Annotated in this window: 22 protein-coding genes and 2 tRNA genes; 16 read left to right on the top strand and 8 right to left on the bottom strand. The window is 68.7% G+C overall.

Annotation, left to right across the window (positions count from 1 at the left end; all coding sequences use genetic code 11):
* Position 1: 1 nt before the first annotated feature.
* Together rnpA and rpmH are read right to left on the bottom strand one after the other, a co-directional pair.
* Positions 2-412 (bottom strand): ribonuclease P protein component, encoded by a 411-nt coding sequence (gene rnpA / locus O7602_RS29225; protein ID WP_281585799.1) that lies wholly within the window; start codon positions 410-412, stop codon positions 2-4.
* Between the two features lie 29 nt (positions 413-441).
* Positions 442-579: a 50S ribosomal protein L34 gene (gene rpmH / locus O7602_RS29220; RefSeq protein WP_091061882.1), complete on the bottom strand. Its 138-nt coding sequence runs from the start codon at positions 577-579 to the stop codon at positions 442-444.
* Between the two features lie 577 nt (positions 580-1,156).
* Here rpmH and dnaA point away from each other — a divergent pair.
* The 5 genes from dnaA (at position 1,157) to O7602_RS29195 (ending at position 7,606) form a co-directional block, all read left to right on the top strand.
* Entirely contained in the window at positions 1,157-2,971 is a 1,815-nt protein-coding gene (dnaA, locus tag O7602_RS29215) for a chromosomal replication initiator protein DnaA (protein WP_281585798.1), read from the top strand.
* Between the two features lie 804 nt (positions 2,972-3,775).
* The gene (dnaN, locus tag O7602_RS29210) at positions 3,776-4,909 is read left to right on the top strand and encodes a DNA polymerase III subunit beta (RefSeq protein ID WP_281585797.1); all 1,134 of its coding nucleotides are present in this window, start codon (positions 3,776-3,778) and stop codon (positions 4,907-4,909) included.
* A 40-nt stretch (positions 4,910-4,949) separates the two neighbouring features.
* The gene (gene gnd / locus O7602_RS29205; protein ID WP_281585796.1) at positions 4,950-5,822 is read left to right on the top strand and encodes a phosphogluconate dehydrogenase (NAD(+)-dependent, decarboxylating); all 873 of its coding nucleotides are present in this window, start codon (positions 4,950-4,952) and stop codon (positions 5,820-5,822) included.
* A 16-nt stretch (positions 5,823-5,838) separates the two neighbouring features.
* The gene (gene recF, locus O7602_RS29200) at positions 5,839-6,972 is read left to right on the top strand and encodes a DNA replication/repair protein RecF (RefSeq protein WP_281585795.1); all 1,134 of its coding nucleotides are present in this window, start codon (positions 5,839-5,841) and stop codon (positions 6,970-6,972) included.
* 124 nt (positions 6,973-7,096) lie between these two features.
* Positions 7,097-7,606: a DciA family protein gene (locus tag O7602_RS29195; protein WP_281590604.1), complete on the top strand. Its 510-nt coding sequence runs from the start codon at positions 7,097-7,099 to the stop codon at positions 7,604-7,606.
* 66 nt (positions 7,607-7,672) lie between these two features.
* On the opposite strand, the gene O7602_RS29190 is transcribed toward O7602_RS29195, so the two are convergent.
* Positions 7,673-8,245 carry a hypothetical protein gene (locus O7602_RS29190; protein WP_281585794.1) on the bottom strand — a complete coding sequence of 191 codons (573 nt, stop codon included), beginning with the start codon at positions 8,243-8,245 and terminating at the stop codon, positions 7,673-7,675.
* 548 nt (positions 8,246-8,793) lie between these two features.
* Here O7602_RS29190 and gyrB point away from each other — a divergent pair.
* The 6 genes from gyrB to O7602_RS29160 all read left to right on the top strand — a co-directional run bounded on the left by gyrB (position 8,794) and on the right by O7602_RS29160 (position 16,045).
* Positions 8,794-10,740 carry a DNA topoisomerase (ATP-hydrolyzing) subunit B gene (gyrB, locus tag O7602_RS29185; protein WP_281585793.1) on the top strand — a complete coding sequence of 649 codons (1,947 nt, stop codon included), beginning with the start codon at positions 8,794-8,796 and terminating at the stop codon, positions 10,738-10,740.
* Between the two features lie 130 nt (positions 10,741-10,870).
* Positions 10,871-14,650, top strand: coding sequence for an intein-containing DNA gyrase subunit A (gene gyrA / locus O7602_RS29180; RefSeq protein WP_281585792.1), 3,780 nt, complete (start codon positions 10,871-10,873; stop codon positions 14,648-14,650).
* Between the two features lie 3 nt (positions 14,651-14,653).
* Complete coding sequence (locus O7602_RS29175; protein ID WP_281585791.1) at positions 14,654-15,568, top strand: DUF3566 domain-containing protein; 915 nt, start codon at positions 14,654-14,656, stop codon at positions 15,566-15,568.
* Positions 15,569-15,714: 146 nt separating this feature from the next.
* A tRNA-Ile gene (locus tag O7602_RS29170) sits at positions 15,715-15,788 on the top strand.
* Between the two features lie 43 nt (positions 15,789-15,831).
* On the top strand, positions 15,832-15,960 hold the full coding sequence (locus O7602_RS29165) for a DLW-39 family protein (RefSeq protein WP_013283222.1): 129 nt from the start codon (positions 15,832-15,834) through the stop codon (positions 15,958-15,960).
* A 9-nt stretch (positions 15,961-15,969) separates the two neighbouring features.
* Positions 15,970-16,045, top strand: a tRNA-Ala gene (locus tag O7602_RS29160).
* A 55-nt stretch (positions 16,046-16,100) separates the two neighbouring features.
* On the opposite strand, the gene O7602_RS29155 is transcribed toward O7602_RS29160, so the two are convergent.
* The 3 genes from O7602_RS29155 to O7602_RS29145 form a co-directional block, all read right to left on the bottom strand.
* Entirely contained in the window at positions 16,101-16,499 is a 399-nt protein-coding gene (locus tag O7602_RS29155; RefSeq protein ID WP_281585790.1) for a hypothetical protein, read from the bottom strand.
* The gene (locus O7602_RS29150) at positions 16,496-17,332 is read right to left on the bottom strand and encodes an IS5 family transposase (protein ID WP_281585789.1); all 837 of its coding nucleotides are present in this window, start codon (positions 17,330-17,332) and stop codon (positions 16,496-16,498) included. The genes O7602_RS29155 and O7602_RS29150 overlap by 4 nt, the downstream gene beginning before the upstream one ends.
* Before the next feature lie 252 nt (positions 17,333-17,584).
* Complete coding sequence (locus O7602_RS29145) at positions 17,585-17,833, bottom strand: GntR family transcriptional regulator (protein ID WP_281590602.1); 249 nt, start codon at positions 17,831-17,833, stop codon at positions 17,585-17,587.
* Between the two features lie 70 nt (positions 17,834-17,903).
* Between O7602_RS29145 and O7602_RS29140 the strand changes: the two genes are divergently transcribed.
* Both O7602_RS29140 and O7602_RS29135 read left to right on the top strand, forming a co-directional pair.
* Positions 17,904-18,236 (top strand): hypothetical protein, encoded by a 333-nt coding sequence (locus tag O7602_RS29140; RefSeq protein WP_281585788.1) that lies wholly within the window; start codon positions 17,904-17,906, stop codon positions 18,234-18,236.
* 191 nt (positions 18,237-18,427) lie between these two features.
* A complete protein-coding gene (locus O7602_RS29135) occupies positions 18,428-20,290 on the top strand; it encodes a hypothetical protein (protein WP_281585787.1) in 1,863 nt (620 codons plus the stop codon).
* Positions 20,291-20,475: 185 nt separating this feature from the next.
* On the opposite strand, the gene O7602_RS29130 is transcribed toward O7602_RS29135, so the two are convergent.
* Entirely contained in the window at positions 20,476-21,552 is a 1,077-nt protein-coding gene (locus tag O7602_RS29130; RefSeq protein ID WP_281585786.1) for a hypothetical protein, read from the bottom strand.
* A 152-nt stretch (positions 21,553-21,704) separates the two neighbouring features.
* On the opposite strand from O7602_RS29130, the gene O7602_RS29125 reads away from it, so the two are divergent.
* The 3 genes from O7602_RS29125 to O7602_RS29115 all read left to right on the top strand — a co-directional run bounded on the left by O7602_RS29125 (position 21,705) and on the right by O7602_RS29115 (position 22,890).
* Positions 21,705-22,019 (top strand): helix-turn-helix transcriptional regulator, encoded by a 315-nt coding sequence (locus O7602_RS29125; RefSeq protein ID WP_281585785.1) that lies wholly within the window; start codon positions 21,705-21,707, stop codon positions 22,017-22,019.
* A gap of 218 nt (positions 22,020-22,237) precedes the next feature.
* Positions 22,238-22,492: a hypothetical protein gene (locus O7602_RS29120; RefSeq protein ID WP_281585570.1), complete on the top strand. Its 255-nt coding sequence runs from the start codon at positions 22,238-22,240 to the stop codon at positions 22,490-22,492.
* On the top strand, positions 22,474-22,890 hold the full coding sequence (locus tag O7602_RS29115) for a type II toxin-antitoxin system VapC family toxin (RefSeq protein WP_281585784.1): 417 nt from the start codon (positions 22,474-22,476) through the stop codon (positions 22,888-22,890). The genes O7602_RS29120 and O7602_RS29115 overlap by 19 nt, the downstream gene beginning before the upstream one ends.
* A 172-nt stretch (positions 22,891-23,062) precedes the next feature.
* Here O7602_RS29115 and O7602_RS29110 read toward each other — a convergent pair whose 3' ends face one another.
* Complete coding sequence (locus O7602_RS29110; RefSeq protein WP_281585783.1) at positions 23,063-24,304, bottom strand: DUF4143 domain-containing protein; 1,242 nt, start codon at positions 24,302-24,304, stop codon at positions 23,063-23,065.
* Between the last annotated feature and the right edge of the window lie 113 nt (positions 24,305-24,417).

The raw sequence follows: 24,417 nt of genomic DNA, 5'->3' as shown, positions 1-24,417 counted from the left end.
CTCATCGCGACCGACGTCCCCGGGCCGCCCGCGCGGCGGCGAGGGCGGCGTCCAGGTCGGTCCCGAGCCGCGCGTACGTCGCGTCGGCGGCCGGGGGCAGGGCGCGTACGACCAGGGTGGTGCCCGCGGGCAGCTCGGTCAGCCGGTCCCGGACCAGGTGTCGGAGCCGGCGGCGGACCTTGTTGCGGACCACCGCGCCGCCGACGGCCTTGGACACGACGAAGCCGGCGCGGCTCGGCGCGGGTGTTTCCGCGCCGCTGCTCCGCGCCGGCTCCGGCGAGGTCGTTCCGGCGGTGGCCGGCTCGGGAAGCGTCAGGTGGACCACGACGGCACCGCGGCCGACACGTCGGCCACCACGAACCGCTGCGGCGAAGTCGCTACTGCGCCGCAGTCGCTGTGCGGCGGCCAGCACGACAGCTCACGTCCCCGGACCGGACGGCCTCAGGCCGCCAGGCGGGTGCGGCCCTTGGCGCGACGGGTCGAAAGGATGGCGCGGCCGGCACGGGTGCGCATGCGCAGCCGGAAGCCGTGGGTCTTCGCGCGCCGGCGGTTGTTCGGCTGGTAGGTGCGCTTGCTCACGTCAGGCTCTCCGTTGTCGTACGCCCCGCGCGGCGGATCGCCCGGGGTCCTGTGCTGGTCCAGATCACCTCGGCGGTGACCGCTGATCGACGCCGCCCGTGTGACCCGGCCCCGGCGGTGCGGGGAGGTGGTCACGAGGCAGCGAGCATCCATCACCCTAGCAGAGGGCGAGAGAGCATCCGCTCCAGCCCTACGCAGGGGCACAATGACCGTCAAACCTCGCACTCCCGCCCCCGACCTGCGCCGCAGCGGTGACCGGAGGGGTGTTTCCGCTGCTGTGTCGGACACCCGGAGGGTGTCGGCGGTTGATGGCGCGGGGTCCCCGCTGTTAGCGTGCGCGATTGCGGTCGGTGTCGGTGGTCCAGGTTTGTCGCCGACCGGCAAGACCGGACAAGCTGTTGAATCGTTCGGCACGGTGAACCCGCTTCAGCGCCTCCGCGAATCAGGGGCAGGTCCGACCCACGTCCGGTGGGCGGCCACAATCGGTCCGTACACACAGGCTGTGGATAACTTGTGGATGACGCGACCGGTCAGCCGTCCGGGCGGGCGTGAGGATCAGGCGAGGGGGTGGCACGACGTGACCGGAGAGACAGACCTTGCCGCGGTGTGGGCGGCGGCCACCGAGGAACTCGCCGACGAGATCATCTCCGCGCAGCAACGGGCCTACCTCCGACTCACCCGGTTGCGGGCGATCGTCGAGGACACCGCGCTGCTCTCCGTGCCGGACGCCTTCACCCGGGACGTGATCGAGTCCCGGCTCCGCCCGGCCATCACCGAGGCGTTGAGCCGTCGGCTCGGCCGGCCGATCCAGGTGGCCGTCACCGTGCGGGTCGCCGAGGACCCGGGCGGGCGCCCGGCCGGCACGGTCTACCGCAGCAGCCCGGAACCACTCCCCGAGCCGGACGGCCCGGCGGATCCGCTCCCCGGGTTCGACCGGCTCGGCCCACCGCCGGCGCAGCCGACCTTTCCCGTCCCCCGCCCGAACCCGGGGTACGCCGAGACGCGGCCGGACCCGTCGACGGAGGAGCACCCGCCGCGGCAGCGGAACGCGGACGGCGGCCGGCCGCAGTTGATCCCGGCCGGTCGGGATGGTCAGGACACGCTCTTCGGCGCCGCGTTCGCCGAGCCGCTGCGCGCCCCCGAGCGCCGGTCCTTCGACGAGCGTCCCGGCGCCGAGCCGTCCACCGACCCGCTCGGATACGAGCCGCGCTACCGGGAGGCCCCGGGTCCGGCCGACGCCCCGCCGTTACGGGGCCTGCCACGCGACGGCGCCACCGACAACGGGCCCGGCCGGGGTGCTCCCGACCTCCACCGCCCGGGTGGCCAGCCCGATCGCCGGCTGCCGGGCGGGGCGGAGAGCGGGGGCAACCGCCTCAACCCGAAGTACATGTTCGAGACGTTCGTCATCGGCTCGTCCAACCGGTTCGCCCACGCGGCGAGCGTGGCGGTGGCCGAGTCGCCGGCCAAGGCGTACAACCCACTGTTCATCTACGGTCACTCCGGGCTGGGCAAGACCCATCTGTTGCACGCCATCGGGCACTACGCCACCACGCTCGGTAACGCCCGCTCGGTCCGGTACGTCTCGACCGAGGAGTTCACCAACGACTTCATCAACTCGTTGCGGGACGACAAGACAAGCGCGTTCCAGCGCCGCTACCGCGACGTGGACATCCTCCTGATCGACGACATCCAGTTCCTGGAGAACCGGGAACGGACCCAGGAGGAGTTCTTCCACACGTTCAACACGCTGCACAACGCCAACAAGCAGATCGTGATCACCTCCGACCGGTCGCCGCGGCAGCTCGCCACGCTCGAGGACCGGATGCGGACCCGGTTCGAGTGGGGACTGCTGGCCGACATCCAGCCGCCGGACCTGGAGACCAGGATCGCGATCCTGCAGAAGAAGGCGGCGCAGGAGCGGATGTACGCCCCACCGGACGTGCTGGAGTTCATCGCCTCCCGGGTGTCGAACTCGATCCGGGAGCTGGAGGGCGCGCTGATCCGGGTCACCGCGTTCGCCAGTCTCACCCGCTCCTCGGTCGAGCTGTCACTGGCCGAGGAGGTGCTGCGGGATTTCATGCCCGACGGCGCCGGCCCGGAGATCAACGCCGACCAGATCATGGCGTCCACCTCTGAATACTTCGGGGTGAGCCTGGAGGACCTGCGCGGCCACTCCCGGTCCCGGGTGCTGGTGAACGCCCGCCAGGTGGCGATGTACCTGTGTCGCGAGCTGACCGACCTGTCGCTGCCACGGATCGGCCAGGCGTTCGGTGGCCGTGACCACACCACGGTGATGCACGCCGATCGCAAGATCCGTCAGCAGATGGCGGAGCGGCGCTCGCTCTACAACCAGATCGCCGAGCTGACGAACCGGATCAAGCAGAACACCTGAGACGCACGTCTCGTACCCCGTCATGACAGCCCGGTCGGATCCCCGGCCGGGCTTCTTCGTGGCCGGATCCGGGTGCCCCGTCCCGCGCCGACCGACCGCCGTGGACGCCGTCGCTTGACCCTCGACCCGGTCGAGGGGGCAGGATCGGTGCCGTGCTCGTCCACAAGCCGCACCGGTTGTCCACACCCCCTGTGTCACAGGCGGTGGATAACGACCCTCTGCATATGGCCGGTTACCCACAGACTGTGGACAAGTACTGGGGACGAGCCTGTGGACGCCTGGGGACAACCCTCGCGTTGTCCACCGATGACGATCTACCTGTGGACCGCCTGTTGAAGGTTCTGGGGATGACGACGGTCGGAGCCGTCCGCGTCGTCCACAGAGCTGGGGAGAAAACCGGTGGATTACCGGTGGACAACCTGTGAACAACGGTGGATAACCCGGCGGCTGGCGACGGCTGTGGATCGGGACGCGAGTTGTACCCCGGGTTCTCCACAGCGAAACCACCGGTGGATAACGTGTCTGAGCTGCGCAGACGTAAGTTCTCCACAGTTTGCACAGGTGCGATGAAGACGATGAGTTATCTCTTCTAAACAACAAAAACCAATCATCACCGTTGGGCTTTCTGTGGATCGGGCCGCGGCGCTGCCGTCAGCAGTCGCCCGGGCACCTGGATCCACGGGGTCGGGCGCACAGCCGATGCCCACGCGCCCTAAGGTGCGATGGGAACCCGCACGGTCGGGCGGGACGGGTGGCAGCGGTCGGCATGAGAGAGTTGTCGCTGACGTCGACGCGGAGGCATTGATGAAGTTCCGAGTGGAGCGCGACGCGCTCGCCGAGGCCGTGGCGTGGACCGCCAAGAGCCTGCCCAACCGACCCTCCGTGCCGGTGCTGGCCGGGGTGATGCTGCGGGTGACCGACGGCAACCTGCATGTCTCCGGCTTCGACTACGAGGTCTCCAGCCAGGTGACCGTCGAGGTGCAGGGGGACGCGGACGGCGCCGCCCTGGTCTCCGGCCGCCTGCTCGCCGAGATCACCAAGGCGTTGCCGGCCAAGCCGGTGGACATCGCGGCCGTCGGCGCCCACCTGGAGCTGGTCTGCGGCAGTGCCCGGTTCACCCTGCCCACCATGCCGGTGGAGGACTACCCGACCCTGCCGGAGATGCCGGAGAGCGCCGGCACCGTCGACGCCGCTTCCTTCGCCGCGGCGGTGGCCCAGGTCGCCGTGGCCGCCGGCCGCGACGAGACGCTGCCGATGATGACCGGCGTCCGGCTCGAACTGTCCGGCGGCACCATGGCCATGCTCGCCACCGACCGCTACCGCCTCGCGCTGCGGGAGATGGAGTGGAACCCGGACGACCCGGAGATCAGCCTCAACGCGCTGGTGCCGGCCCGCACGCTCAACGACACCGCCAAGGCGCTCGGTCCGCTCGGCGGGCACGTCACCATGGCGCTCTCGGCCGGCGGCGCCGGCGAAGGCATGATCGGCTTCTCCGGCGGCACCCGCCGGACCACCAGCCGCCTGCTCGACGGCGCCAACTACCCGCCGGTGCGATCGCTGTTCCCGGCCGACCACAACGCCGAGGCACGGGTCGCGGTCGCCACCCTCATCGAGGTGGTCAAGCGGGTGGCCCTGGTCGCCGAGCGCACCACCCCGGTGCTGCTCAGCTTCAGCTCCGACGGCCTCGTGGTGGAGGCCGGCGGCACCGAGGAGGCCCGGGCCAGCGAAGCCATGGAGGCCACCTTCAGCGGCGACCCGCTCACCATCGGCTTCAACCCGCAATATCTGATCGACGGCCTGGCCAACCTGGGCTCCCAGCACGCCCTGCTGCGCTTCGTCGACGCCTTCAAACCCGCGGTCCTTTCTCCGGCCGGCGAGGATGGCGAGGTCATTCCGGGGTACCGGTACCTCATCATGCCGATCCGCGTGTCGCGCTGATCGCGGGCGGCACCACCCTGACGTACGGAGGTAGGAGCAGATGCAGCTCGGCCTGGTAGGACTCGGCCGGATGGGCGGCAACATGCGCGAACGACTGCGCGCCGCCGGGCACGAGGTGGTCGGCTACGACCGCAACCCGGAGCTCAGCGACGCCGCGAGCCTCGCGGAGCTGGCCGAGAAGCTCGACGCGCCCCGCGCCGTTTGGGTCATGGTCCCCGCCGGCGTCACCGACGCCACCATCGACGACCTCGTCGGCGTGCTCGGCTCCGGCGACATCATCATCGACGGCGGCAACTCCCGGTTCACCGACGACGCCCCGCGCGCCGAGCGCCTCAACGAGCACGGGATCGGCTATGTCGACGTCGGTGTCTCCGGCGGCGTCTGGGGCCGGCAGAACGGGTACGCGCTGATGGTCGGTGGCGCCGAGCAACACGTGGCGCGGCTCATGCCGATCTTCGACGCGCTCCGGCCGGAGGGCGACTTCGGCTTCGTGCACGCCGGCCCGGTCGGCGCCGGCCACTACGCCAAGATGGTGCACAACGGCATCGAGTACGGCCTGATGCACGCCTACGCCGAGGGCTTCGAGCTGCTCTCCGCGTCCGAGCTCGTGACGAACGTCCCCGGGGTGGTCAAGTCCTGGCGCAAGGGCACCGTCGTGCAGTCCTGGCTGCTCGACCTGCTCGACCGGGCGCTCGACGAGGATCCGGAGCTGGCCGACCTGAGCGACTACACCGAGGACACCGGCGAGGGCCGCTGGACGGTCGACGAGGCGATCCGCCTCGCCGTGCCGCTCAACGTCATCACCGCCGCGCTCTTCGCCCGGTTCGCCTCCCGGCAGGACGAGTCGCCCGCCCTGAAGGCCGTCGCCGCGCTGCGCCAGCAGTTCGGTGGCCACGCCGTCCACAAGCGCTGACCGGTATCCACAGGCTGTGTACGTCCGCCGGCTCGAACTCGTCGACTTCCGCTCGTACGAGCGGGTCGGCGTCGACCTGGAGCCGGGCCCGAACGTGCTCGTCGGCGCGAACGGCGTCGGCAAGACCAACCTGGTCGAGGCGCTCGGCTACGTGGCGACCCTGGACTCGCACCGGGTCGCCACGGACGCCCCCCTGGTCCGGATGGGCGCCACCTCGGCGGTGATCCGCTGCGCCGTGGTGCACGAGGGCCGGGAACTGCTCGTCGAGCTGGAGATCGTCCCGGGCAAGGCGAATCGGGCCCGGCTCGGCCGCTCCCCGGCCCGCCGCGCCCGGGACGTCCTCGGCGCGCTGCGGCTGGTGCTGTTCGCGCCGGAGGACCTGGAACTCGTCCGCGGCGACCCGGCCGAACGCCGCCGCTACCTGGACGACCTGCTCGTCAACCGCCAGCCCCGCTACGCGGGCGTCCGCGCCGACTACGAACGGGTGGTCAAGCAACGCAACGCGCTGCTGCGCACCGCGTACCTCGCCCGCAAGACCGGCGGTTCGCGCGGCGGCGACCTGTCCACGCTCGCCGTCTGGGACACCCACCTGGCCCAGCACGGGGCCGACCTGCTCGCCGGCCGGCTGGAGCTGGTCGCCGCGCTCACCCCGCACGTGGCGAAGGCGTACGACGCGGTGGCGGCCGGCCGCGGCGCGGCCGGCATCACCTACCGGCCGTCGGTCGACCTGCCCGAGCCGACCGCCGACCGGGCGACGCTTGCCGAGGCGCTGAGCGCCGCCCTGGCCGCGAACCGCACCGCCGAGATCGAACGCGGCACCACGCTCGTCGGCCCGCACCGCGATGACCTGGCCCTCACCCTCGGCCCGCTGCCCGCCAAGGGGTACGCCAGCCACGGCGAGTCCTGGTCGTACGCGCTGGCGCTGCGACTGGCCGGGTACGACCTGCTGCGCGCCGACGGGATCGAGCCGGTGCTGGTGCTCGACGACGTCTTCGCCGAGCTGGACGCCGGCCGGCGGGAACGGCTGGCCGAGCTGGTCGGCGGCGCCAGCCAGCTCCTGGTCACCTGTGCGGTGGACGAGGACGTGCCGGCGACCCTGCGCGGCACCCGCTACACGGTCGGTGAGGGGACGGTGCGACGTGCCGGATGACGAGGAGGTGCGGCTCCCGCCCGCACGGCTGGGCCCGGGACGCGACGGCGGACCGACCGCACGGGCCGACCGGGGCGCGCCCGCCGCGCGTACCCCCGGAAAGCCGGCGGACGGCGAGCCAGGCGTGGCGGAAGGCCCGGCCGGGCCGGAGCTGGCCCGGGCGGTGCTGGACGCGGCGAAGGCCCGGCGCCAGGCCGCGGCCGGCCCGCGACGGCGCTCCGCGGTCCGCGGTGACGGCGAGAAGCGGCTGCGCGGCTACTCCGGGGCCGGCCCGGACCCTCGCGACCCGCAGCCGCTCGGCGCGGTGCTCGACAAGCTGGTCAAGGCGCGTGGCTGGCAGCAGCCGGCCGCCGAGGCGACCGTCTTCGGCGCCTGGGAGAAGGTGGTCGGGCCGGACGTCGCGCAGCACAGCCGCCCGGTCAAGCTGGAGAACGGCGAGCTGACCGTCGAGGCCCGCTCGACCGCCTGGGCCACCCAGTTGCGGCTGCTGGCCGGCTCGCTGCTCAAGCAGATCGCCAGCGAGGTCGGCCACAACGTGGTGCGCAAGCTGCACATCCACGGCCCGGCCGCGCCGTCGTGGTCGCGCGGTCCGCGCCGGGTGCGCGGCCGTGGCCCGCGCGACACCTACGGGTGAGCGTGGCCGCCCAGACGTGGCGGGTCGGCGCCTGACGTGGCGGGTCGCCTGACGTGGCGGGTCGGCTCAGACGTGGCGGGTCGGCTCCACGTCGGCGTAGACGGCGAAGCCGCGCTCGGCGCAACGCCGGTAGAACGCGGCGAGCACGCTCAGCTCGGCGCAGGTGAAGTTCCACTGCGGCGGATCGCCGTTCTCGTCCCGCAGCTTGTCCAGCCGGCTGTCGAGCCAGCGGAGCTGCTGTTCGGCCAGCCGGCCGTCGCCGAGGAGCGCGCGCAGGACCTCACTCACCGACTCGAACGTCACGGCCTCGCCGTGCGGCCGGTGCCGGGCGATGAACTTCTCCACCCCCTCGGCGATCCACGAGCAGCCGTCCGGGTCGATCACCGGATCTTCGTCCTCGGCCGCGTTCTCCGTGGCGTAGAGCACATTTTCCAGCCCGAGGATCAGGTCGACCAGTTCCGTGTACGCGGTGGCCCGCACCGTGCCGGTCTTCGCGATCAGCTCGGCCAGCGCGGCGGTCGGCGCCGAGATGCGTGGTACGTCCACGATGTCGCCGAAGTCCACGAACTCGGCCGGTGCGACCGGATCGTAGAAGCGGCCGGTCCGCGGCCAGTGCACCGCGACGTTGTCCAGCCCCATCTGGTGTCACCTCTCACCAAGCGATTGTCGGACTTCCCCGGCGATGGTCCCCGTTGTGGGCGCGAAAGATCAAGACCGCAACGGCGGCGCCGCCAAAAGGTACGGCACGTCGGGTTCCACCGCGACCCCCGGGCGGCCGGACGCCGGTGATCGAGCCCGGAGGCGCCCACCGCTCACGCGGGCCGGTGGCGCGGCACGGTGTCGTTGGCGTGTAGGGGGAGTCGCGGGCAGCGATATTCGTCCGGCTACGGCATTCTCAGCCGCCTTCAGGGGGTGCCGAGTGGCGGTTTGGTCGGCTGCGCACAGTAAGATTGGAGACGAGACGAAAGACCCGGCACGGAGCGACGGACACGGGCCCCCAGGGCCCTTGATCATTGTCCCGCATCGGGTCCGAGCCGATCGCGATCCGCGGGCAACCGCGGCGCCTGGCGTACACGATCCGTGACCTGGCGATCCCGGGGGCGGCCTGCGTGCGCCGACGTCGTGTCCTGTCCGCCGAACCCGCGCCCCCGCGCCCACGCGCGGTCGGCGCGAGAAAGTGGCCGAGCGTGGCAGCGGAGGACAACAAGAAGTACGGTGCCGAGTCCATCACCGTGCTCGAGGGCCTGGAAGCGGTCCGGAAGCGGCCCGGTATGTACATCGGGTCCACCGGCGAGCGCGGCCTGCACCACCTGGTGTGGGAGGTCGTCGACAACGCGGTGGACGAGGCGATGGCCGGCTACTGCGACACCATCGACGTGGTCCTGCTCGCCGACGGGGGCGTCCGGGTCACCGACAACGGCCGTGGCTTCCCGGTCGACCTGCACCCCAAGCTGAAGAAGCCGGGTGTCGAGGTCGCGCTGACCGTGCTGCACGCGGGCGGCAAGTTCGACGGCAAGGCGTACGCGGTCTCCGGCGGCCTGCACGGCGTCGGCGTCTCCGTGGTCAACGCGCTCTCCACCCGGATGGCCGTGGAGATCCACAAGGACGGCTTCGTCTGGCGGCAGCGCTACGACCACTCCAAGCCGACCCCGTTGGAGAAGGGCGAGCCGACCGACCGGACCGGTTCCGCGGTCTCCTTCTGGCCCGACCCGGACGTCTTCGAGACCGTCGACTTCGATCTCCACACGATCTACCGGCGTCTCCAGGAGATGGCCTTCCTCACCCGTGGCCTCACCATTCACCTGCTGGACGAGCGGGTGGCGGAGGACGAGGACGGCAAGCTCCGCGAGGTCACCTTCCACTACGACGGCGGCATCGCCGACTTCGTCCGGCACCTCAACGCCTCGAAGAGCCCGATCCACAAGACGGTGGTCGAGTTCGGCGCCGAGGAGACCGGCATGTCGGCCGAGATCGCCATGCAGTGGAACGAGTCGTACGGCGAGTCGGTCTACACCTTCGCCAACAACATCAACACCCACGAGGGCGGCACCCACGAGGAGGGCTTCCGGGCCGCGTTGACGAGCGTGGTCAACCGCTACGGCACGGAGCGCAAGCTGCTCAAGGGCGACGAGCGGCTCTCCGGGGAGGACATCCGCGAGGGCCTGGCCGCGATCATCTCGGTCAAGCTGACCGACCCGCAGTTCGAGGGGCAGACCAAGACCAAGCTGGGCAACACCCCGGTGAAGGGCTTCGTCCAGCGGGTCTGCAACGAGTCGCTCGTCGACTGGTTCGACCGCAACCCGGCCGAGGCGAAGACCATCATCACCAAGGCGTCCCAGGCCGCCCGGGCCCGCATCGCCGCCCAGCAGGCGCGCAAGCTGGCCCGGCGCAAGTCGCTGCTGGAGTCCGGCTCGATGCCGGGCAAGCTGGCCGACTGCCAGTCCACCGACCCGCGCGAGTCCGAGGTCTTCATCGTCGAGGGCGACTCGGCCGGCGGTTCGGCCAAGCAGGGCCGTGACCCCCGGGTCCAGGCGATCCTGCCGATCCGCGGCAAGATCCTCAACGTGGAAAAGGCCCGGATCGACCGGGTGCTGAAGAACAACGAGGTGCAGGCGCTGATCACCGCGCTCGGCACCGGCATCCACGACGACTTCGACATCGAGAAGCTGCGTTACCACAAGATCGTGCTGATGGCCGACGCCGACGTCGACGGCCAGCACATCCAGACGTTGCTGCTCACCCTGCTGTTCCGCTTCATGCGGCCGCTCGTTGAGCTGGGTCACGTCTACCTGGCCGCCCCGCCGCTCTACAAGATCAAGTGGAACAAGAAGGGCGACGACGCCCAGTACGCCTACTCGGACCGGGAACGGGACGGGCTGATCTTGCTGCGCCAGCAGAAGAAGGCCAACGCCAAGCCGGACGACATCCAGCGGTTCAAGGGTCTCGGCGAGATGAACTACCCCGAGCTGTGGGAGACCACGATGAACCCGGCCACCCGCACCCTGCGCCAGGTCACGCTCGACGACGCCGCCACCGCGGACGAGTTGTTCAGCGTCCTGATGGGTGAGGACGTCGAGGCGCGCCGGTCGTTCATCCAGCGCAACGCCAAGGACGTGCGGTTCCTGGACATCTGACGGACGTGCCCGGGTCGGCCGGAGATCCACCGGCCGACCCGGCCATCCACAGAGTTATCCACAGTCGGGCCGCTTTCCACAGCGGTTATCCACAGCTAGATCACGACTCTGAGTCTGATAAGGGTTAACAGTGACGGATACTCCCGAGTCCACCCCGAACGAGCCGGAGACGCCGGAGACACTCGCCGCGGTCGTCCAGCACGACCGTATCGAGCCGGTCGGCCTCGAGGTCGAGATGCAGCGCTCGTACCTCGACTACGCGATGAGCGTCATCGTCGGGCGGGCCCTGCCGGACGTGCGGGACGGGCTCAAGCCGGTCCACCGCAAGATCCTCTACGCCATGTTCGACTCCGGCTACCGGCCGGACCGCGGCTACGTGAAGTGCTCCCGGGTCGTCGGCGACGTGATGGGCCAGTTCCACCCGCACGGCGACTCGGCCATCTACGACGCGCTGGTCCGGATGGCGCAGTCCTGGGCGCTGCGCTACCCGCTGGTCGACGGCAACGGCAACTTCGGCTCGCCCGGAAACGATCCGGCTGCGGCCATGAGATACTGCATTACGGCAGATGTCCGTATTCGCACCTTTAACGGTAGCGTCCGGATCGGCGATGTCGTGCTGGACGCGGCGCCGAGCAGCGAGACCGACGTCGATCTCAAGGTCCGCGACCGCAACGGCGACCTGGTCCGCGCCAGCAAGTTCTTCCACTCCGGCGAGCACCCCACGCTGCGGCTGCGCACCCGCGAGGGGTACGAGCTGACCGGCACCCACAACCACCCGGTGCTCTGCCTGGTGAACGTGGCCAGCGTGCCGACCCTGCTCTGGAAGCTGCTCGCCGAGGTCTCTCCCGGTGACCGGGTGGTCCTCCAGCGCAGCGTGCCGGACGAGATCGGCTACCCGATGCTGGAGCACGTCGAGGCGGCCGTGCTGGCTGGCGCGTTCGTGTCCGAAGGCTGGGTCTCCGAGGATCGAGCCGGCTTCAACAACGTGGACCGGGAGTTCTTCGTCCGGGTCCTCGCCGCCTACGACCTCGCGGTCGGCGGTCCCCGGTATGTCGCCGAGCGGGTCATCGCCTCTGGCAGCACGCTGTATGAACTCGACGTGCAGAACCTCTCCGCACTGCGGGCGAGCGTGCTGGGCGAGATGGTGGGTGCGCGCAGCGCCGCCAAGTTCGTGCCGGAGTTCGTGTGGCGCGGGCCGGCCGCGGTGAAACGAGCCTTCCTCCAGGCGCTGTTCGAGGGCGACGGCTCCTCGTCGTTGCTGCCGCGCAACACCATCCAGATCTCGTACTCCACCCGCAGTGAGCGCCTGGCCCGCGAGGTGCAGCAGCTCCTGTTGGAGTTCGGCGTCGTCAGCAAGCAGTGCCGGTACGACGACGGCGAGATCAAGGTCGTCGTGACAAACCGCCGGGACGCGCGCATCTTCGCCGCCCACGTCGGCTTCCTTGATCGTAAGCAGACCAAGCTGGAGTCGGAGCTGGCCCAGGTGCCGGCGAGCAGCACCGCGCTCTCCGGCGACATGGTGCCGTTCGTCGGTGACTTCATCCGGGAGCACGGCGCGACGCGCTGGACCGAGCGCGACTGGCTGCGCCGGCACAACGTCGACCGGGTGGAGCGGTGGGAGCGGGACCGCGACGAGATCGCCGCACGGATCACCGAGCCGGGGATCCTCGATGTGGTCGAGCCGTTGGTCGACGGTCGGTTCTACTACGCCGAGGTGACCGACGTCACCGACGCCGGGGTTCGGCCGGTCTACAGCATCCGGGTCGACACCGACGACCACTCCTTCGTCTCCGACGGTTTCGTCAGCCACAACACCGAGTGCAAGCTCGACCCGCTGGCCATGGAGATGCTGCGGGACATCGACGAGGACACCGTCGACCTTCAGGACAACTACGACGGCCGGGCCAAGGAGCCCACCATCCTGCCGTCGCGGATCCCGAACCTGCTGATCAACGGCTCCGAGGGCATCGCGGTCGGCATGGCCACCAAGATCCCACCGCACAACCTGCGGGAGATCGGCGCGGCGGTCCAGTGGTGCCTGGAGAACCCGGACGTCGACGAGGCGAACACGCTGGAAGCTCTGCTGGAGATCGTCAAGGGTCCGGACTTCCCGACCCACGGCCTGATCGTCGGGCAGCAGGCCATCCAGGACGCGTACCGGACCGGGCGCGGCTCGATCCGGATGCGCGCGGTGGTCGAGGTGGAGGAGGACAAGCGCGGTCGGCCGGCGCTCGTGGTCAGCGAGCTGCCCTACCAGGTCAACCCGGACAACCTGGCCGAGCGGATCGCCGAGCTGATCAAGGAGGGGAAGCTCGGCGGCATCGCCGACATCCGGGACGAGTCCTCCGGGCGTACCGGCATGCGGATCGTGCTCGTGCTCAAGCGCGACGCGGTCGCCAAGGTGGTGCTGAACAACCTCTACAAGCACACCCAGCTCCAGGAGACGTTCGGCGCCAACATGCTGGCGCTCGTCGACGGCGTGCCGCGCACGCTCAACCTGGCGCAGTTCATCCGCTACTACGTGGAGCACCAGATCGAGGTGATCCGCCGGCGGACCGCGTTCCGGCTGCGGAAGGCGGAGGAGCGGGCGCACATCCTGCGCGGCCTGAGCAAGGCGCTCGACGCGCTGGACGAGGTGATCGCGCTGATCCGGCGTTCGCCGACGGTGGAGGACGCCCGGCAGGGTCTGATCCGGCTGCTGGACATCGACGAGGTCCAGGCGACCGCGATCCTGGACATGCAGCTGCGTCGCCTGGCCGCGCTGGAGCGGCAGCGGATCCTGGACGACCTGGCCAAGCTCGAGGTGGAGATCGCCGACCTCAAGGACATCCTGGCCAAGCCGGAGCGGCAGCGGAAGATCGTCTCCGACGAGCTGGGTGAGATCGTCGCGAAGTGGGGCGACGAGCGCCGCACGAAGATCATCCCGTTCGACGGCGAGGTCTCGATGGAGGACCTCATCGCCCGCGAGGACGTGGTCGTCACCATCACCCGCACCGGGTACGCGAAGCGGACGAAGGTCGACCTCTACCGGTCGCAGCGCCGTGGCGGCAAGGGCGTGAGCGGGGCGACGCTCCGCCAGGACGACATCGTGAGCCACTTCTTCGTATGCTCTACCCACGACTGGATCCTGTTCTTCACGAACAAGGGTCGGGTCTACCGGGCGAAGGCGTACGAGCTTCCCGAGGCCAGTAGGGTGGCCAAGGGCCAGCACGTGGCCAACCTGCTCGCCTTCCAACCGGACGAGCAGATCGCGCAGATCATCGAAATCCCGAACTACCAGGTGGCGCCCTACCTGGTACTGGCCACGAAGAACGGCCTGGTGAAGAAGACGCGGCTCGAGGAGTTCGACTCCAACCGTTCCGGCGGCATCATCGCGGTGAACCTGCGCGATGAGGACGAGCTGGTCGGTGCGGTCCTGGTCGCGCCGGAGAACGACCTGTTGCTGGTGTCGAAGAATGCGCAGGCGATCCGCTTCAACGCCACGGACGAGGCACTGCGTCCGATGGGCCGGGCCACCTCGGGGGTGATCGGCATGCGCTTCAGCGGGGAGGACGAACTGCTCGCCGTCGAGGTCGTCCGGGAGGGCCTGGACGTGCTGGTGGCGACGAACGGGGGGTACGCGAAACGTACCCCGATCGAGGAATACCCGGTGCAGGGCCGGGGAGGTAAGGGCGTGCTGACTGCGAAGATCACCGAGCGACGCGGTGGTCTGGTCGGCGCGGTCGTGATCGATCCGGAGGATGAGCTGTTCGCCATCACGAGCAACGGCGGCGTCATCCGGACTCCGGTGAAGCCTGTACGCCGTACGCGTGACCGGAACACAATGGGGGTCAAGCTGATGGACCTCCCGGACGGCGTGACTATCGTGGCGATTGCTCGCAATGCCGACGAGCCTGACGAACAGGACTAGTTGATGACGGAGACACAGGCGAAGTCGGGGAACAAGGGGACCTCGGCCACCCCGGTCGAGGAGGAGGCCGCGCAGGGCGGCACACCAGCGACCGGGCGCGCCGCCGTGGGTCGGGCCACGGTTCCCGCCGACGCGCCTGCCCCGAAGTTCACTCGGGCCCCCGGCATGGCCCCGCCGCCCGACAAGCCCGGCGACGACTCGGGATCCCGTGAGTCGACCGAGACCAAGGTCGACGCGCCGACGTCGGCCGACGGCTTCGCGGCTCCGGCCGCGGCGAAGCCCGCCACGAGCACACCGCCGACCAAGGCGACGGCCGCCGCCCGGCCGTCCACCGGCACGACCGGCATGCAGCCCCGCATCGGGGCCGGCCTGGGCACCGCGCCGAAGGCGACGCCCGAGGCCGCCGGCCCGTCCGGCGCCAACCCGGGTCGTCCCGCGAACGGCGGGGGCCTGCCGCCGGGCATCAGCGGCGCGGCGGCGGTCGGCGCCGCGCGCGTGGGTGAGGCGGTACGCGCCGCGCGTACCTCGGTCGGCTCGGCCGCGTCGCGCGGACCGCGCCGGGCCCGGCTGAACCTGAAGCGCATCGACCCGTGGTCCGTGATGAAGTTCGCGTTCGCGGTCTCGGTGGTGCTCTTCATCGTGGTGGTCGTGGCCACGTCGGTGCTCTACCTCGCGCTCGACGCGATGGGCGTGTTCAAGAGCGTCAACGACAGCCTGACCGACCTGGTGAACGCCGGCGGTGGCTCGGGCGGCGGTGGCTTCCGCGTCACCGCGAAGGGCGTGATCATGACGTCCGCGCTGGTCGGCTTGGTCAACGTAGTGCTGTTCACGGCGCTTGCCACCTTGAGCGCGTTCGTCTACAACGTCTGCGCCGACCTGGTCGGCGGGATCGAGCTGACGCTCGCCGAGCGGGACTGATTCCGACGACGCCGGGGCACCGCGTAAAGCGGTCGCCCCGGCGTCGTGCGTCCGGGTACGTTCGTGGCAGCGCGGGTGGTTTCCGCCACGGGCCCCCCGATTTGGGGGCGCTGACAGCGATGGGTTAACCTTGCTCGTCGCTACGCGGGGCTATAGCTCAGTCGGTTAGAGCGCAGAGCTGATAACTCTGAGGTCGCTGGTTCGATTCCAGCTAGCCCCACCGCACATCGTCCGACGACAGTCGAGCGCGAGGGGTCAAGCCCATGTTCAAGAAGCTCCTGATCCTGGCCGGCATCGTCGGCGTGGCCGCCGTGGTGGCCAAGAAGGTCAAGGCGTCGAACGACGAGCGCGCCCTGTGGCACGAGGCCACCACGGCGCCCGACCTGCGCTGACGCCGTCTCGGGGCCCTAGCTCAACTGGCAGAGCACTGCCTTTGCAAGGCAGGGGTTAGGGGTTCGAGTCCCCTGGGCTCCACCAGCACTTTCACTGGTTGATCTCGGGTCCGAGTACAGCCATTCGTACAGCCAAGCCGTCACGCCGACCCCTCCTCACCGAGGACCCGGTCGATGGCCGAGGCAGCCTGACGAGTCCGCGCCGGCAGGACGTGCCCGTACGTTTCGACGTGTTTCGGTGAGGGCTCGACGCCGAGTGCGAGGCAGATGCCCTTGGCTCGCATGCCGGTGGGCGCGGCGCCGAGGACAGCCAGGATCTGCTGGTAGGGGGAGCTGGCGATGGTGGGGTCGTCGGCGGTGAATTCGGCGGCGGCGATGGTGCGCAGGGTGGTGCGGGTGGTCGCCAGGTCGGCCAGCTCGCTGTCGAGGAGGGCGAGTTCGCCGGTCAGCTCGGTGATCTGCTCGCGGAGCCGGTCGGCGTGCCGGCGTGCGGTGGTCTCCCGATCGGTGATCAGGTCGAGGACGGTGGGGAGGTTCACCGGTGCCGCCAGGAGGGTGTGCTGGTCCCGGTCAGCCGTCGCACGATGTTCGCCGTCGACGCCCACAGGGTTCGGGACACCGCCGACTCTGGTCGGCTCTCGTACTCGCGCACGAGACGGCGGTGCAGCATCAACGTGCCGTTGACCTGCTCGACGATCCACCGCTTACGGATCGGCACGAACCCGGGCCGGGTGTCGGACCGCTTGACGACCTCCACGTCGACCCCGAGGACGGCACCGTGCAGCGCGAGGTCCTGTGTGAACCCAGCATCAACCCAGGCGCGGCTCACCGTCGGAGTGTGCGCGACGACCTTGTCGAGCAGCCGGATACCGATGGCGTTGTCGGTGACCGACGCCGCGGTCACCACGACCGCGATGACCAGCCCCAACACGTCCACCGCCAAGCCCCGCTTACGCCCCGACACCCTCTTCGCCGCGTCCTTGCCGGTCGTGGCGGCTGGGACGTGGTTCGCTGCCCGGATCGACTGGGTGTCCAACACGACCGCGCTCGGATCCTCCCGACGACCGACCTTCTCCCTCGCCTGGCAGCGCAGCAGATCGTGGATCACCTGGTCGGTGCCGTCGTCACGCCACAACGCGAAGTAGTAGTAGGTGGCCGACTTCGGCGGCAGATCGTGTGGCAGGTACGCCCACTGACAGCCCGTCCGGTTCTGGTAGAAGATCGCATTCACGATCTCCCGCAGGTCATAGTCACCCTCACGGCCCGACACCGACACCGCGACGCGCTTGGCCTTCCACGCCTGTAGGAACGGTCCGATCAGCTCCCACTGCTCGTCGCTGACATCGCTCGGGTACGGCTTCCGATCACCCATGACCGGGCTAACGCCCGATGCGCCCAGGCGATCACGACCAGAACTCACATTCAACCCATCGACTGGCCGCTATCAATAGCGAACCAGCCGGAAGGCCGCCAACCGGACGCAACGCGTAGATCAGATCAAGTTACTGCGGACCGCCCTCTCAGATCGCGTCAGGTCCAAAGGGAAGCAGTGCGGTCGCCAGGCAGCGACTCTGCACCGGCAGCCGAGGGGAGGACGGCCGGCATCGTCCCGGATCGGCGAAGGCTACTGCCCGGTCCGCGGCGACTTGGAGACGACATATGTGCCGCGACCCACGATGGTCACCACGAGCCCGCGCTCGCGCAGCAACTCGATCGTCTTGCGAGCAGTGCCCCGCGCGATGCCGTACTCCTGCACCAGCTGGTTCTCCGACGGGATCGGCCGGTCCGGCAGCAGCTCCCCAGCCTCGATCCGCGCCTGGATAGCGTCAGCCACCTGCACGTACAACGGCGTCGGGCCTTCACGGTCAATCACAAGCTTGACCATCTCACCCGATGGTGCACCGCGACCCTCAAAGGCGAACCATGGTGAACCATGTACAGGCATGGGGAACCGGTCGTACCATCGACCCCGGATCATCGACGCGGCCCAGGGTCTGCACCGCAGCGCGAGCGCCGCCGGGCCGGTCAATGCCTGTCCAAGTCGCTGGCAACGGGTCGGCGGCAAAGCGGAAGGAGACACCACGATGACCGTCAACGATTCGCTTCACCGGATCGCCGAACAGGTCGCCGATTGCTTCGCCGACTCCGGGTACGCCTTCGTCGAGCAGGACAAGATCGACGGACTCGCCGCCGCCCTGAACTCGTTCCTGAATGCAGCCGACATCCCGGTGAACCCGCCCAAGGATGCCTCAAACGACGCGCACGAAGGGGACTGAGGACGAGCTAATCGCGCGTGACACGCCGGTGCACACGAGTGTGAGGCATCGGCCACACTGATGGTGTGGATGGCGCGACGCTGCAAGCGGTGAGGGCATGCCTCGGGTCTTTGGGCGAGTTGTGGGAGGTGTCCCAGCCGGTGGCCACGACGGAGCCTCCCATTCCAGTTACTGGTGTCCAGTGGCAGACGGTGCTGCAGGACAGCGACGTACTGGGATTTCTTGAGCTGGTACGTGACGCGCTCACCGGTATCGACGCCGCAGTCAAGGGTGGCCCGCGTGCGGTGGGTCGTCGGCTCCGTCTTGTGGTCATGGACCTGGCCGACGCGGTTCACGGCCTGAACGTGGCGACCGCCGATGTTCTCGCGTTCGATCCGCCGCAGGTGGGTAAGCGTGCAGCGTTTGATATTCATGCTGATCTGGTCTCCGCTGCGATGGTTCAGCTGGTGGAGGACTTGAAGGAAGACGCCGGGTCGAGCGGCGTGCCGTGGGGCATGATCGCCGATTTCGAGCGATTCATCGAGGCCGAGCTGCTGGTGGAGGTTGTTGACGACGATCGCACCGCGCGGGTCTACGGAATCCCGCAAGCCGATCTTGAAAGTATGCCGTTACAGGTCGGGCAGAGTCTGCGGGCGGTGTTCAACGATCGGCAGGGCGAGCTTGAGCGGATCACCATCTGCATCGCCGGATTCGCCAGCCGAGGTCAGCCGCTCTCGGAACAGCTGGACGGCGCGATGCACCCGCTCGCGCTGGCCACCGATTCGCACCCGCTGGTTGCTCATCGTGCTGCTCGTGATGCGTGCGATATGGTCCAGGCCGCTGTCGCTCGGAATGTGAGCGCGACCGCCGACGTCATAGTCAGCGCGGTAGCCCGGGATCAAAAGGCATTCTCAACGCACCGTGGTCTTTCGAAGACTCGTCGTGAGATCGCGGCTGCAGCCGATGAAGACGCGCTGACACGCGAGATTGCCGAGTTGTATCGGGCGTTGTGTGAAGGACCGCTACGGTCGGCGGCTGTCGAGATCTTGGGTTTTCTCGGTGAGACGCTATCGAACACCGTCGGCCTCAACGAGATCAGGAGCCGGCTGCTCGTCCACCGTTCCGAGTCTCCCCTTTGCGAGACGATCGCCTTGCTCATCGTGCCGGCATGGCGTAACGCCCGAGCACACGAGGATCTCCACTGGGACCCCGAACGCGGAGTGGCAATGTTCGGGGAGACCGCTGTCGATCTGCTGGACGTCGAGGCGACAGCCGAGCTCATCTGGTCCGTGTCTCGAGGGTTCCAAGCGGGCGTCCAGATTGCCCGTAGTGTCCTCCCATCGCTCGCCGAGGCCATGAGCCAGCTTGAGGGCGCTGGTTCGCCGATCAATCGAGACACGAAACTGACGAAGTCATTCGGCATGTTCACCTTGATCGCGTCCGACATTCGGCGGAACCGCGACCACGTCACCGTGATTCTGAAGCCGTTGCGCGGAACCAGCCTGGCGAGCCGTATCGGCCTTGCCCTGGTCAACGCGGCAAAGCTCGACTCATCGGTAAACGTATGGACCTTAGAAGCTGACGATCTTCCCGCCTTCTCGGTCGGGCGTACAGCAGCTCAGCTCGCGGCCGCCCTGTTCGGCCCTGGGCCTAACGGCGAACCTGCGTTTCTGTATCCGACCAGTTTTGCTCCGCTCTTGGCTGACGCACTGACCCGCAATGGCGTCGCGATCGAGGAGGCCGCGGCTCAGGCTTGGGACCTACCGCTGCGAGACACCCTGACCCACCTTCCGCAGTTCGTCGTCGCGGGAGGATTGGGCCAGCAGAGCATGCTGCGGAACTTCAGGCGTGCCGCCCGGCGCACACACCAAGCCGTGCAGACCGTCGCGACGCACCTCGGCGTTCAGGCGCCCGAAGATCTCGACCTCACCGCGTTATGCACCATCCTGAGGAAACTCGAGCAACGCCCTCAGGAACGTCTGCTCGCCAGATCTCTTCGGAAGGAGCACCAACGCCTCTTATCCGCGCTCGGGCCCCGACCTGCCGACCACCCATGGGATCGCCTGGCAACGTGAGGTCAAGGTGACGCCACCCGCGGCACTGGTTGTGGGCAGGACCTCATGGAGGCCCTTTCACACCCTGTTGGGAGGCGCGACGTCTCATAGACATGGCCGAGAAGTGGCTCGACAGCGGGAATCCGGAGCGACGAAGCGCCCGCAGGTTAGCCATGATCGTTGAGGGGTGTACCTGTTGACGAACGTTATCGCGGCAACTCAGGGGTCCCATAGGCCAGCCGTCCGATCCGATACTGATCCCCCGGCTGCCGGTGGAATGCCGGATGTGCGGTCATCGCGCGTTTGAGGCCGGCAGCTGAGACCTTGTGTCCGGTGATCTTCAGCCGATCGCGGAGATCGCTCGGCGTGAGGGGCCGCCCGCACCGTGCCAGGTGCCGGGCCGCGAGTTGCTCGACGGTCGGCGAGCCCTCCGGCTCGACCACAAACAGAGCCTTGCGGGCACCTTCCCATGCGGCCGCGGATTCGCCGATCGTATCCAGTATCGGCCGGACGGTCTCTCCGAGCCGACGGACGCCCGCCTTGACCCGCACCGCGTCCAGGTAGCCGTACTGCTTTGCGAGGTAGAGGCCACCGGCCACCAGGGCCAGCACCGGCAGGGGGTATCGGGCGGCAAACCGCATCACAGCACCGGAAGCGGCAAACAACAGGCGGCCCACCAATTCGACGACCAACGCTGCGTCAGCAAGGTTGGCCTCGAACCCCGCTGCTTGAAGCAGGTTGCGGGCGACCCCGATCCACTCAGCCGCCGTTGAGCTGGACATGCCGAGCCGGGTGAACACGCTGTCCGTGCTGAGGATGACGGCCGGCGCCAGGAGGTCCGCGACAGCCGCCGTTTCGATGTCGTCGGGATCGCCTCGCATTGCGCGAGGCAGTTCCAGATCGTCCCGCAGGAACTGACGGAGGCGAGGGTTAAGACAATCGCCCGGTGTCACATCGACCACAGGCAGTTGGGGTAAGATGTTGCCGACCAACACCCGCGCGGCGGCTCGTAGCTCCACGTTGCTCGACGCGGCGACGGTGCCTAAATGCTTGATCAGCTCACCCGGCACATGGGCGCCTATGAAGGTGTTGGAGCGGCCGGTGGTGGCCAATCCGGAAAGTACGTCGTCGCCGACCAGGCCGTTCCGAGCTGCGTGGCAGGCACGGCTCGCCAACACGTTCGTGTCCACGACAGCGACCAGCGCGGGCATTGGCAGCGCCATGGGCTGCAGGGCTGGGGCAAGGCGGAACGTGAGCCTCCGCTGGAGATCGTCGTCGAGCACGGACACAAGTGTCCGCGGCGGGTGCCCCCACTGCCACTGCAAATCGCCGGGCGGTGAACTCGGTGGCCGCAGCGGCGGAGAGCTTGCCGAACTCACGCACGGCGAGTCGGCGTGAACGCGCCTGGTCGGGATCAGGCAGACTGGCTGGGCTGATGAGCGACTTCCATGACTGGGACGACATCCGTGCCGAGTTGCACGACGGGGACGACGACGCGCTCGATGTCGAGCGCGCCCGCACCGAGGCGTGGGTCAGCGCGTTCCACCTGGCCGGGGAGCGTAAGCGTCTCGGGCTCACCCAGCGGGAGGTGGCCGAGTTGATGGGGGTCACGCCCGGCCGGGTCAGCCAGATCGAGAACGGTGACCTGGAGGCCAACGAGGTCGCGACCCTGGGCCGGTACGCGCGAGCGCTGGGCGCCCGCATGCGGATCATCTTCGACTACGGCAGCGATCTCCGTCAGATCGCCTGATCCTGCACCTGGGCACCGAGCTGCGCTCCTGACCTGCTCATTCGCAGCGGCAACGGGTCACCGGCGATGGTCGCCGGTTGGTTCGTATGGTGGTACCTCCGGCCCACGGACTTCTCTGACCTGCGGCCCTTGGCTGTACCACCATCGTCATGCGAATCATCTGGTCGAGGGCCGAGTCTTTCCTGGAAGCTGAGCGATGATGCATGCATAATGAATGCATGGTTGCTCTCCAGATTCGGGACGTGCCAGAAGAGGTACGAGACGCCTTGGCGGCGCAGGCCAAGGCGCGCGGGCAGTCACTCCAGGCGTACCTGCTGGATCTGGTGGAGACGCAGGCTCGGCGGCTGCGCAACACTGCGGCTCTTGATCGCTTCGCCGGCCGATGGGACGGTGCTCGCTCCCTGCCGGGGGAGAGCGCGGCCGAGTTGAATGACCAGCGGGAGCAACGCGGACCATGGGGAAGCACGGCGTGATCGTCGTGGATGCGTCGGTTCTGGCCGATGCCCTGGTCGATGACGGGCCGGTCGGCGACGCGGCGCGGGCAGAGCTGACCGGCGATCCGCACTGGGCCGCGCCGAGCCATCTTCTGGTCGAGGTCATGTCGGTGATCAGAGGCAAGGTCCTCGGTGGGAAGCTGGGCCTGGCTCGGGCTCAGGAGGCGATCGATACCCTGCCCTCGTTGGTCATCGACGAGGTTGGCGTCGCGATGCTGATTGACCGGATGTGGCAGTTGCGGGGCAATGTCACCACGAATGACGCAGCCTACGTCGCGGTGGCGGAGTTGTTGGCCTGCCCACTCGTGACCGGTGATGGTCGGCTCGCCAAGGCGAGCGGCGTCCGCTGCGAGTTCCGACTGCTCGCGGTGTCTTGACGGTGGCCGCCCGAGGATCATCGGCCTGACGCCCTTGGGTCGGCCGACCTGAGTGGTAGGGGGTCACCGGCGATCGTGGCGGTGTGGTCCGCATGGTCTCGCGGCGCTCTGGATGCCTGGTCAGGGAAGTCGGCAGGAGAGTGTTGATGGCTTCGATGCCGTAGTCCTGGGCTCAGCTCGACCAGAGACTGGCGATGGGGACGGCGATGATCCGTTCGCTGAGTGCGAAGGCTCGGGGGCCGGTGTGGACGAGGAGCCCCATGGCGAGCCTCGTGCCGAGCCGGTCGCGCAACCATTCCAGGTGCCGGGCATCTGCATGGGATGGGGCCGCCGACGCCTTGATCTCGATCGCGATGATCTGACCGTCCCGTGCCTCGATGAGCAGGTCGACCTCGTGACGACCGTTGGCGTCACGTAGGTGGTACATGTCGGCGCCAACGATGCTGATGGCGCACTCTGCCCGGAACTGGGCGGCTACCAGGGTGTCGAGGATTCGGCCTAGCAGGTCGCTGTCGCGAAGAGTGCGGCGGTGATCGACTCGCAGGAGCGGGCCGAGTAGTCCCGGGTCAATGAGGTAACGCTTGGGCAGGCGTACTGCACGGTCCATGAAGTTGCCGGCCCAGGCCGGAACTCGTTGAGTGATCATGAGGCTGTCGAGCAGGTTGTCGTAGCTGACTGCGGTGTTCCGGTCGATGCCGGCCGCGTCGTAGAGCAGCTTGTGGGTCGGAACGCCACCGGTGTTGGCAGCGAGTACGTGCAGGTATTTCCGCAGGCGACCGGGATCGCGCGCGACGCCGAGCGCGGGTGCTTCGCGGGTGACGAGATGGTCGACGTAGCCGGTCAGCCATCGGTCTCGCGCGCGATCGCCCGGTACCCGCAGAGCCTCGGGCCAGCCACTCGTGAGCGCTTCGTCCACGTAGTCGTGCAGATCCCAGGGGGATGTCGGGTTGCCAAAGGCATCGGCGCCGTCGCTCAGGATCCGGTCGACCAGTGATGTCGAGGCCGGATCGCCGTGGCGTTCCCGGCCGACGAGTGGATACATCGTCAGGCGGACGATCCGTCCGGTAGCGGGCCAGCCTGACGTCGTAAGGTCGGCTTGCGAAGAGCCGGTCAGCACGAATCGTCCCGGCCTGGGGGCATCGTCCACGGCCCGCTTGACTGCGCCGAGAACCTGCGGAACCAACTGCCACTCATCGATCAGGATCGGTTCGTCAAGCCCGCGAAGTGCGGCGTCGGGGTCGGCTGTCACTACGGCGGCCTGCGCGGGAACATCCAGGCGCAGGACCGAGTTCGTGTGACGTCGGGTCGTGGTGGTCTTGCCGCAGGCGCGGGGTCCGACAACGAGGGCGGCGGGGTGGGCGGCCACCACCTCGCGGAGTTCCGAGTCAAGCAAGCGAGGCACGTAGGTGCTCATCGATGCTTCCAATCCGGATCTAGCACGACGGACAATAACAAGATAGCACGTCTCCTGGGCACGATTTAGCACAGTGCCGGGCCATGGTCTAGCACGCACGATCTTGGTCTGGA

The organism is Micromonospora sp. WMMD1128 (assembly GCF_027497235.1).
In the GTDB taxonomy this organism is placed as follows: domain Bacteria; phylum Actinomycetota; class Actinomycetes; order Mycobacteriales; family Micromonosporaceae; genus Micromonospora.
This window is presented reverse-complemented; position numbering and strand designations above follow the sequence as displayed.

Excerpts from the sequence above, each read along its gene's own strand:
- O7602_RS29120 (WP_281585570.1), top strand. The coding sequence starts at position 22,238 with ATGGTTGCTCTCCAGATTCGGGACGTGCCAGAAGAGGTACGAGACGCC.
- O7602_RS29140 (WP_281585788.1), top strand. The coding sequence starts at position 17,904 with ATGGGGAACCGGTCGTACCATCGACCCCGGATCATCGACGCGGCCCAG.
- O7602_RS29165 (WP_013283222.1), top strand. The coding sequence starts at position 15,832 with ATGTTCAAGAAGCTCCTGATCCTGGCCGGCATCGTCGGCGTGGCCGCC.
- gnd (WP_281585796.1), top strand. The coding sequence starts at position 4,950 with ATGCAGCTCGGCCTGGTAGGACTCGGCCGGATGGGCGGCAACATGCGC.
- O7602_RS29115 (WP_281585784.1), top strand. The coding sequence starts at position 22,474 with ATGGGGAAGCACGGCGTGATCGTCGTGGATGCGTCGGTTCTGGCCGAT.
- O7602_RS29110 (WP_281585783.1), bottom strand. The coding sequence starts at position 24,304 with ATGAGCACCTACGTGCCTCGCTTGCTTGACTCGGAACTCCGCGAGGTG.
- dnaN (WP_281585797.1), top strand. The coding sequence starts at position 3,776 with ATGAAGTTCCGAGTGGAGCGCGACGCGCTCGCCGAGGCCGTGGCGTGG.
- O7602_RS29175 (WP_281585791.1), top strand. The coding sequence starts at position 14,654 with ATGACGGAGACACAGGCGAAGTCGGGGAACAAGGGGACCTCGGCCACC.
- O7602_RS29125 (WP_281585785.1), top strand. The coding sequence starts at position 21,705 with ATGAGCGACTTCCATGACTGGGACGACATCCGTGCCGAGTTGCACGAC.
- O7602_RS29190 (WP_281585794.1), bottom strand. The coding sequence starts at position 8,245 with ATGGGGCTGGACAACGTCGCGGTGCACTGGCCGCGGACCGGCCGCTTC.
- O7602_RS29150 (WP_281585789.1), bottom strand. The coding sequence starts at position 17,332 with ATGGGTGATCGGAAGCCGTACCCGAGCGATGTCAGCGACGAGCAGTGG.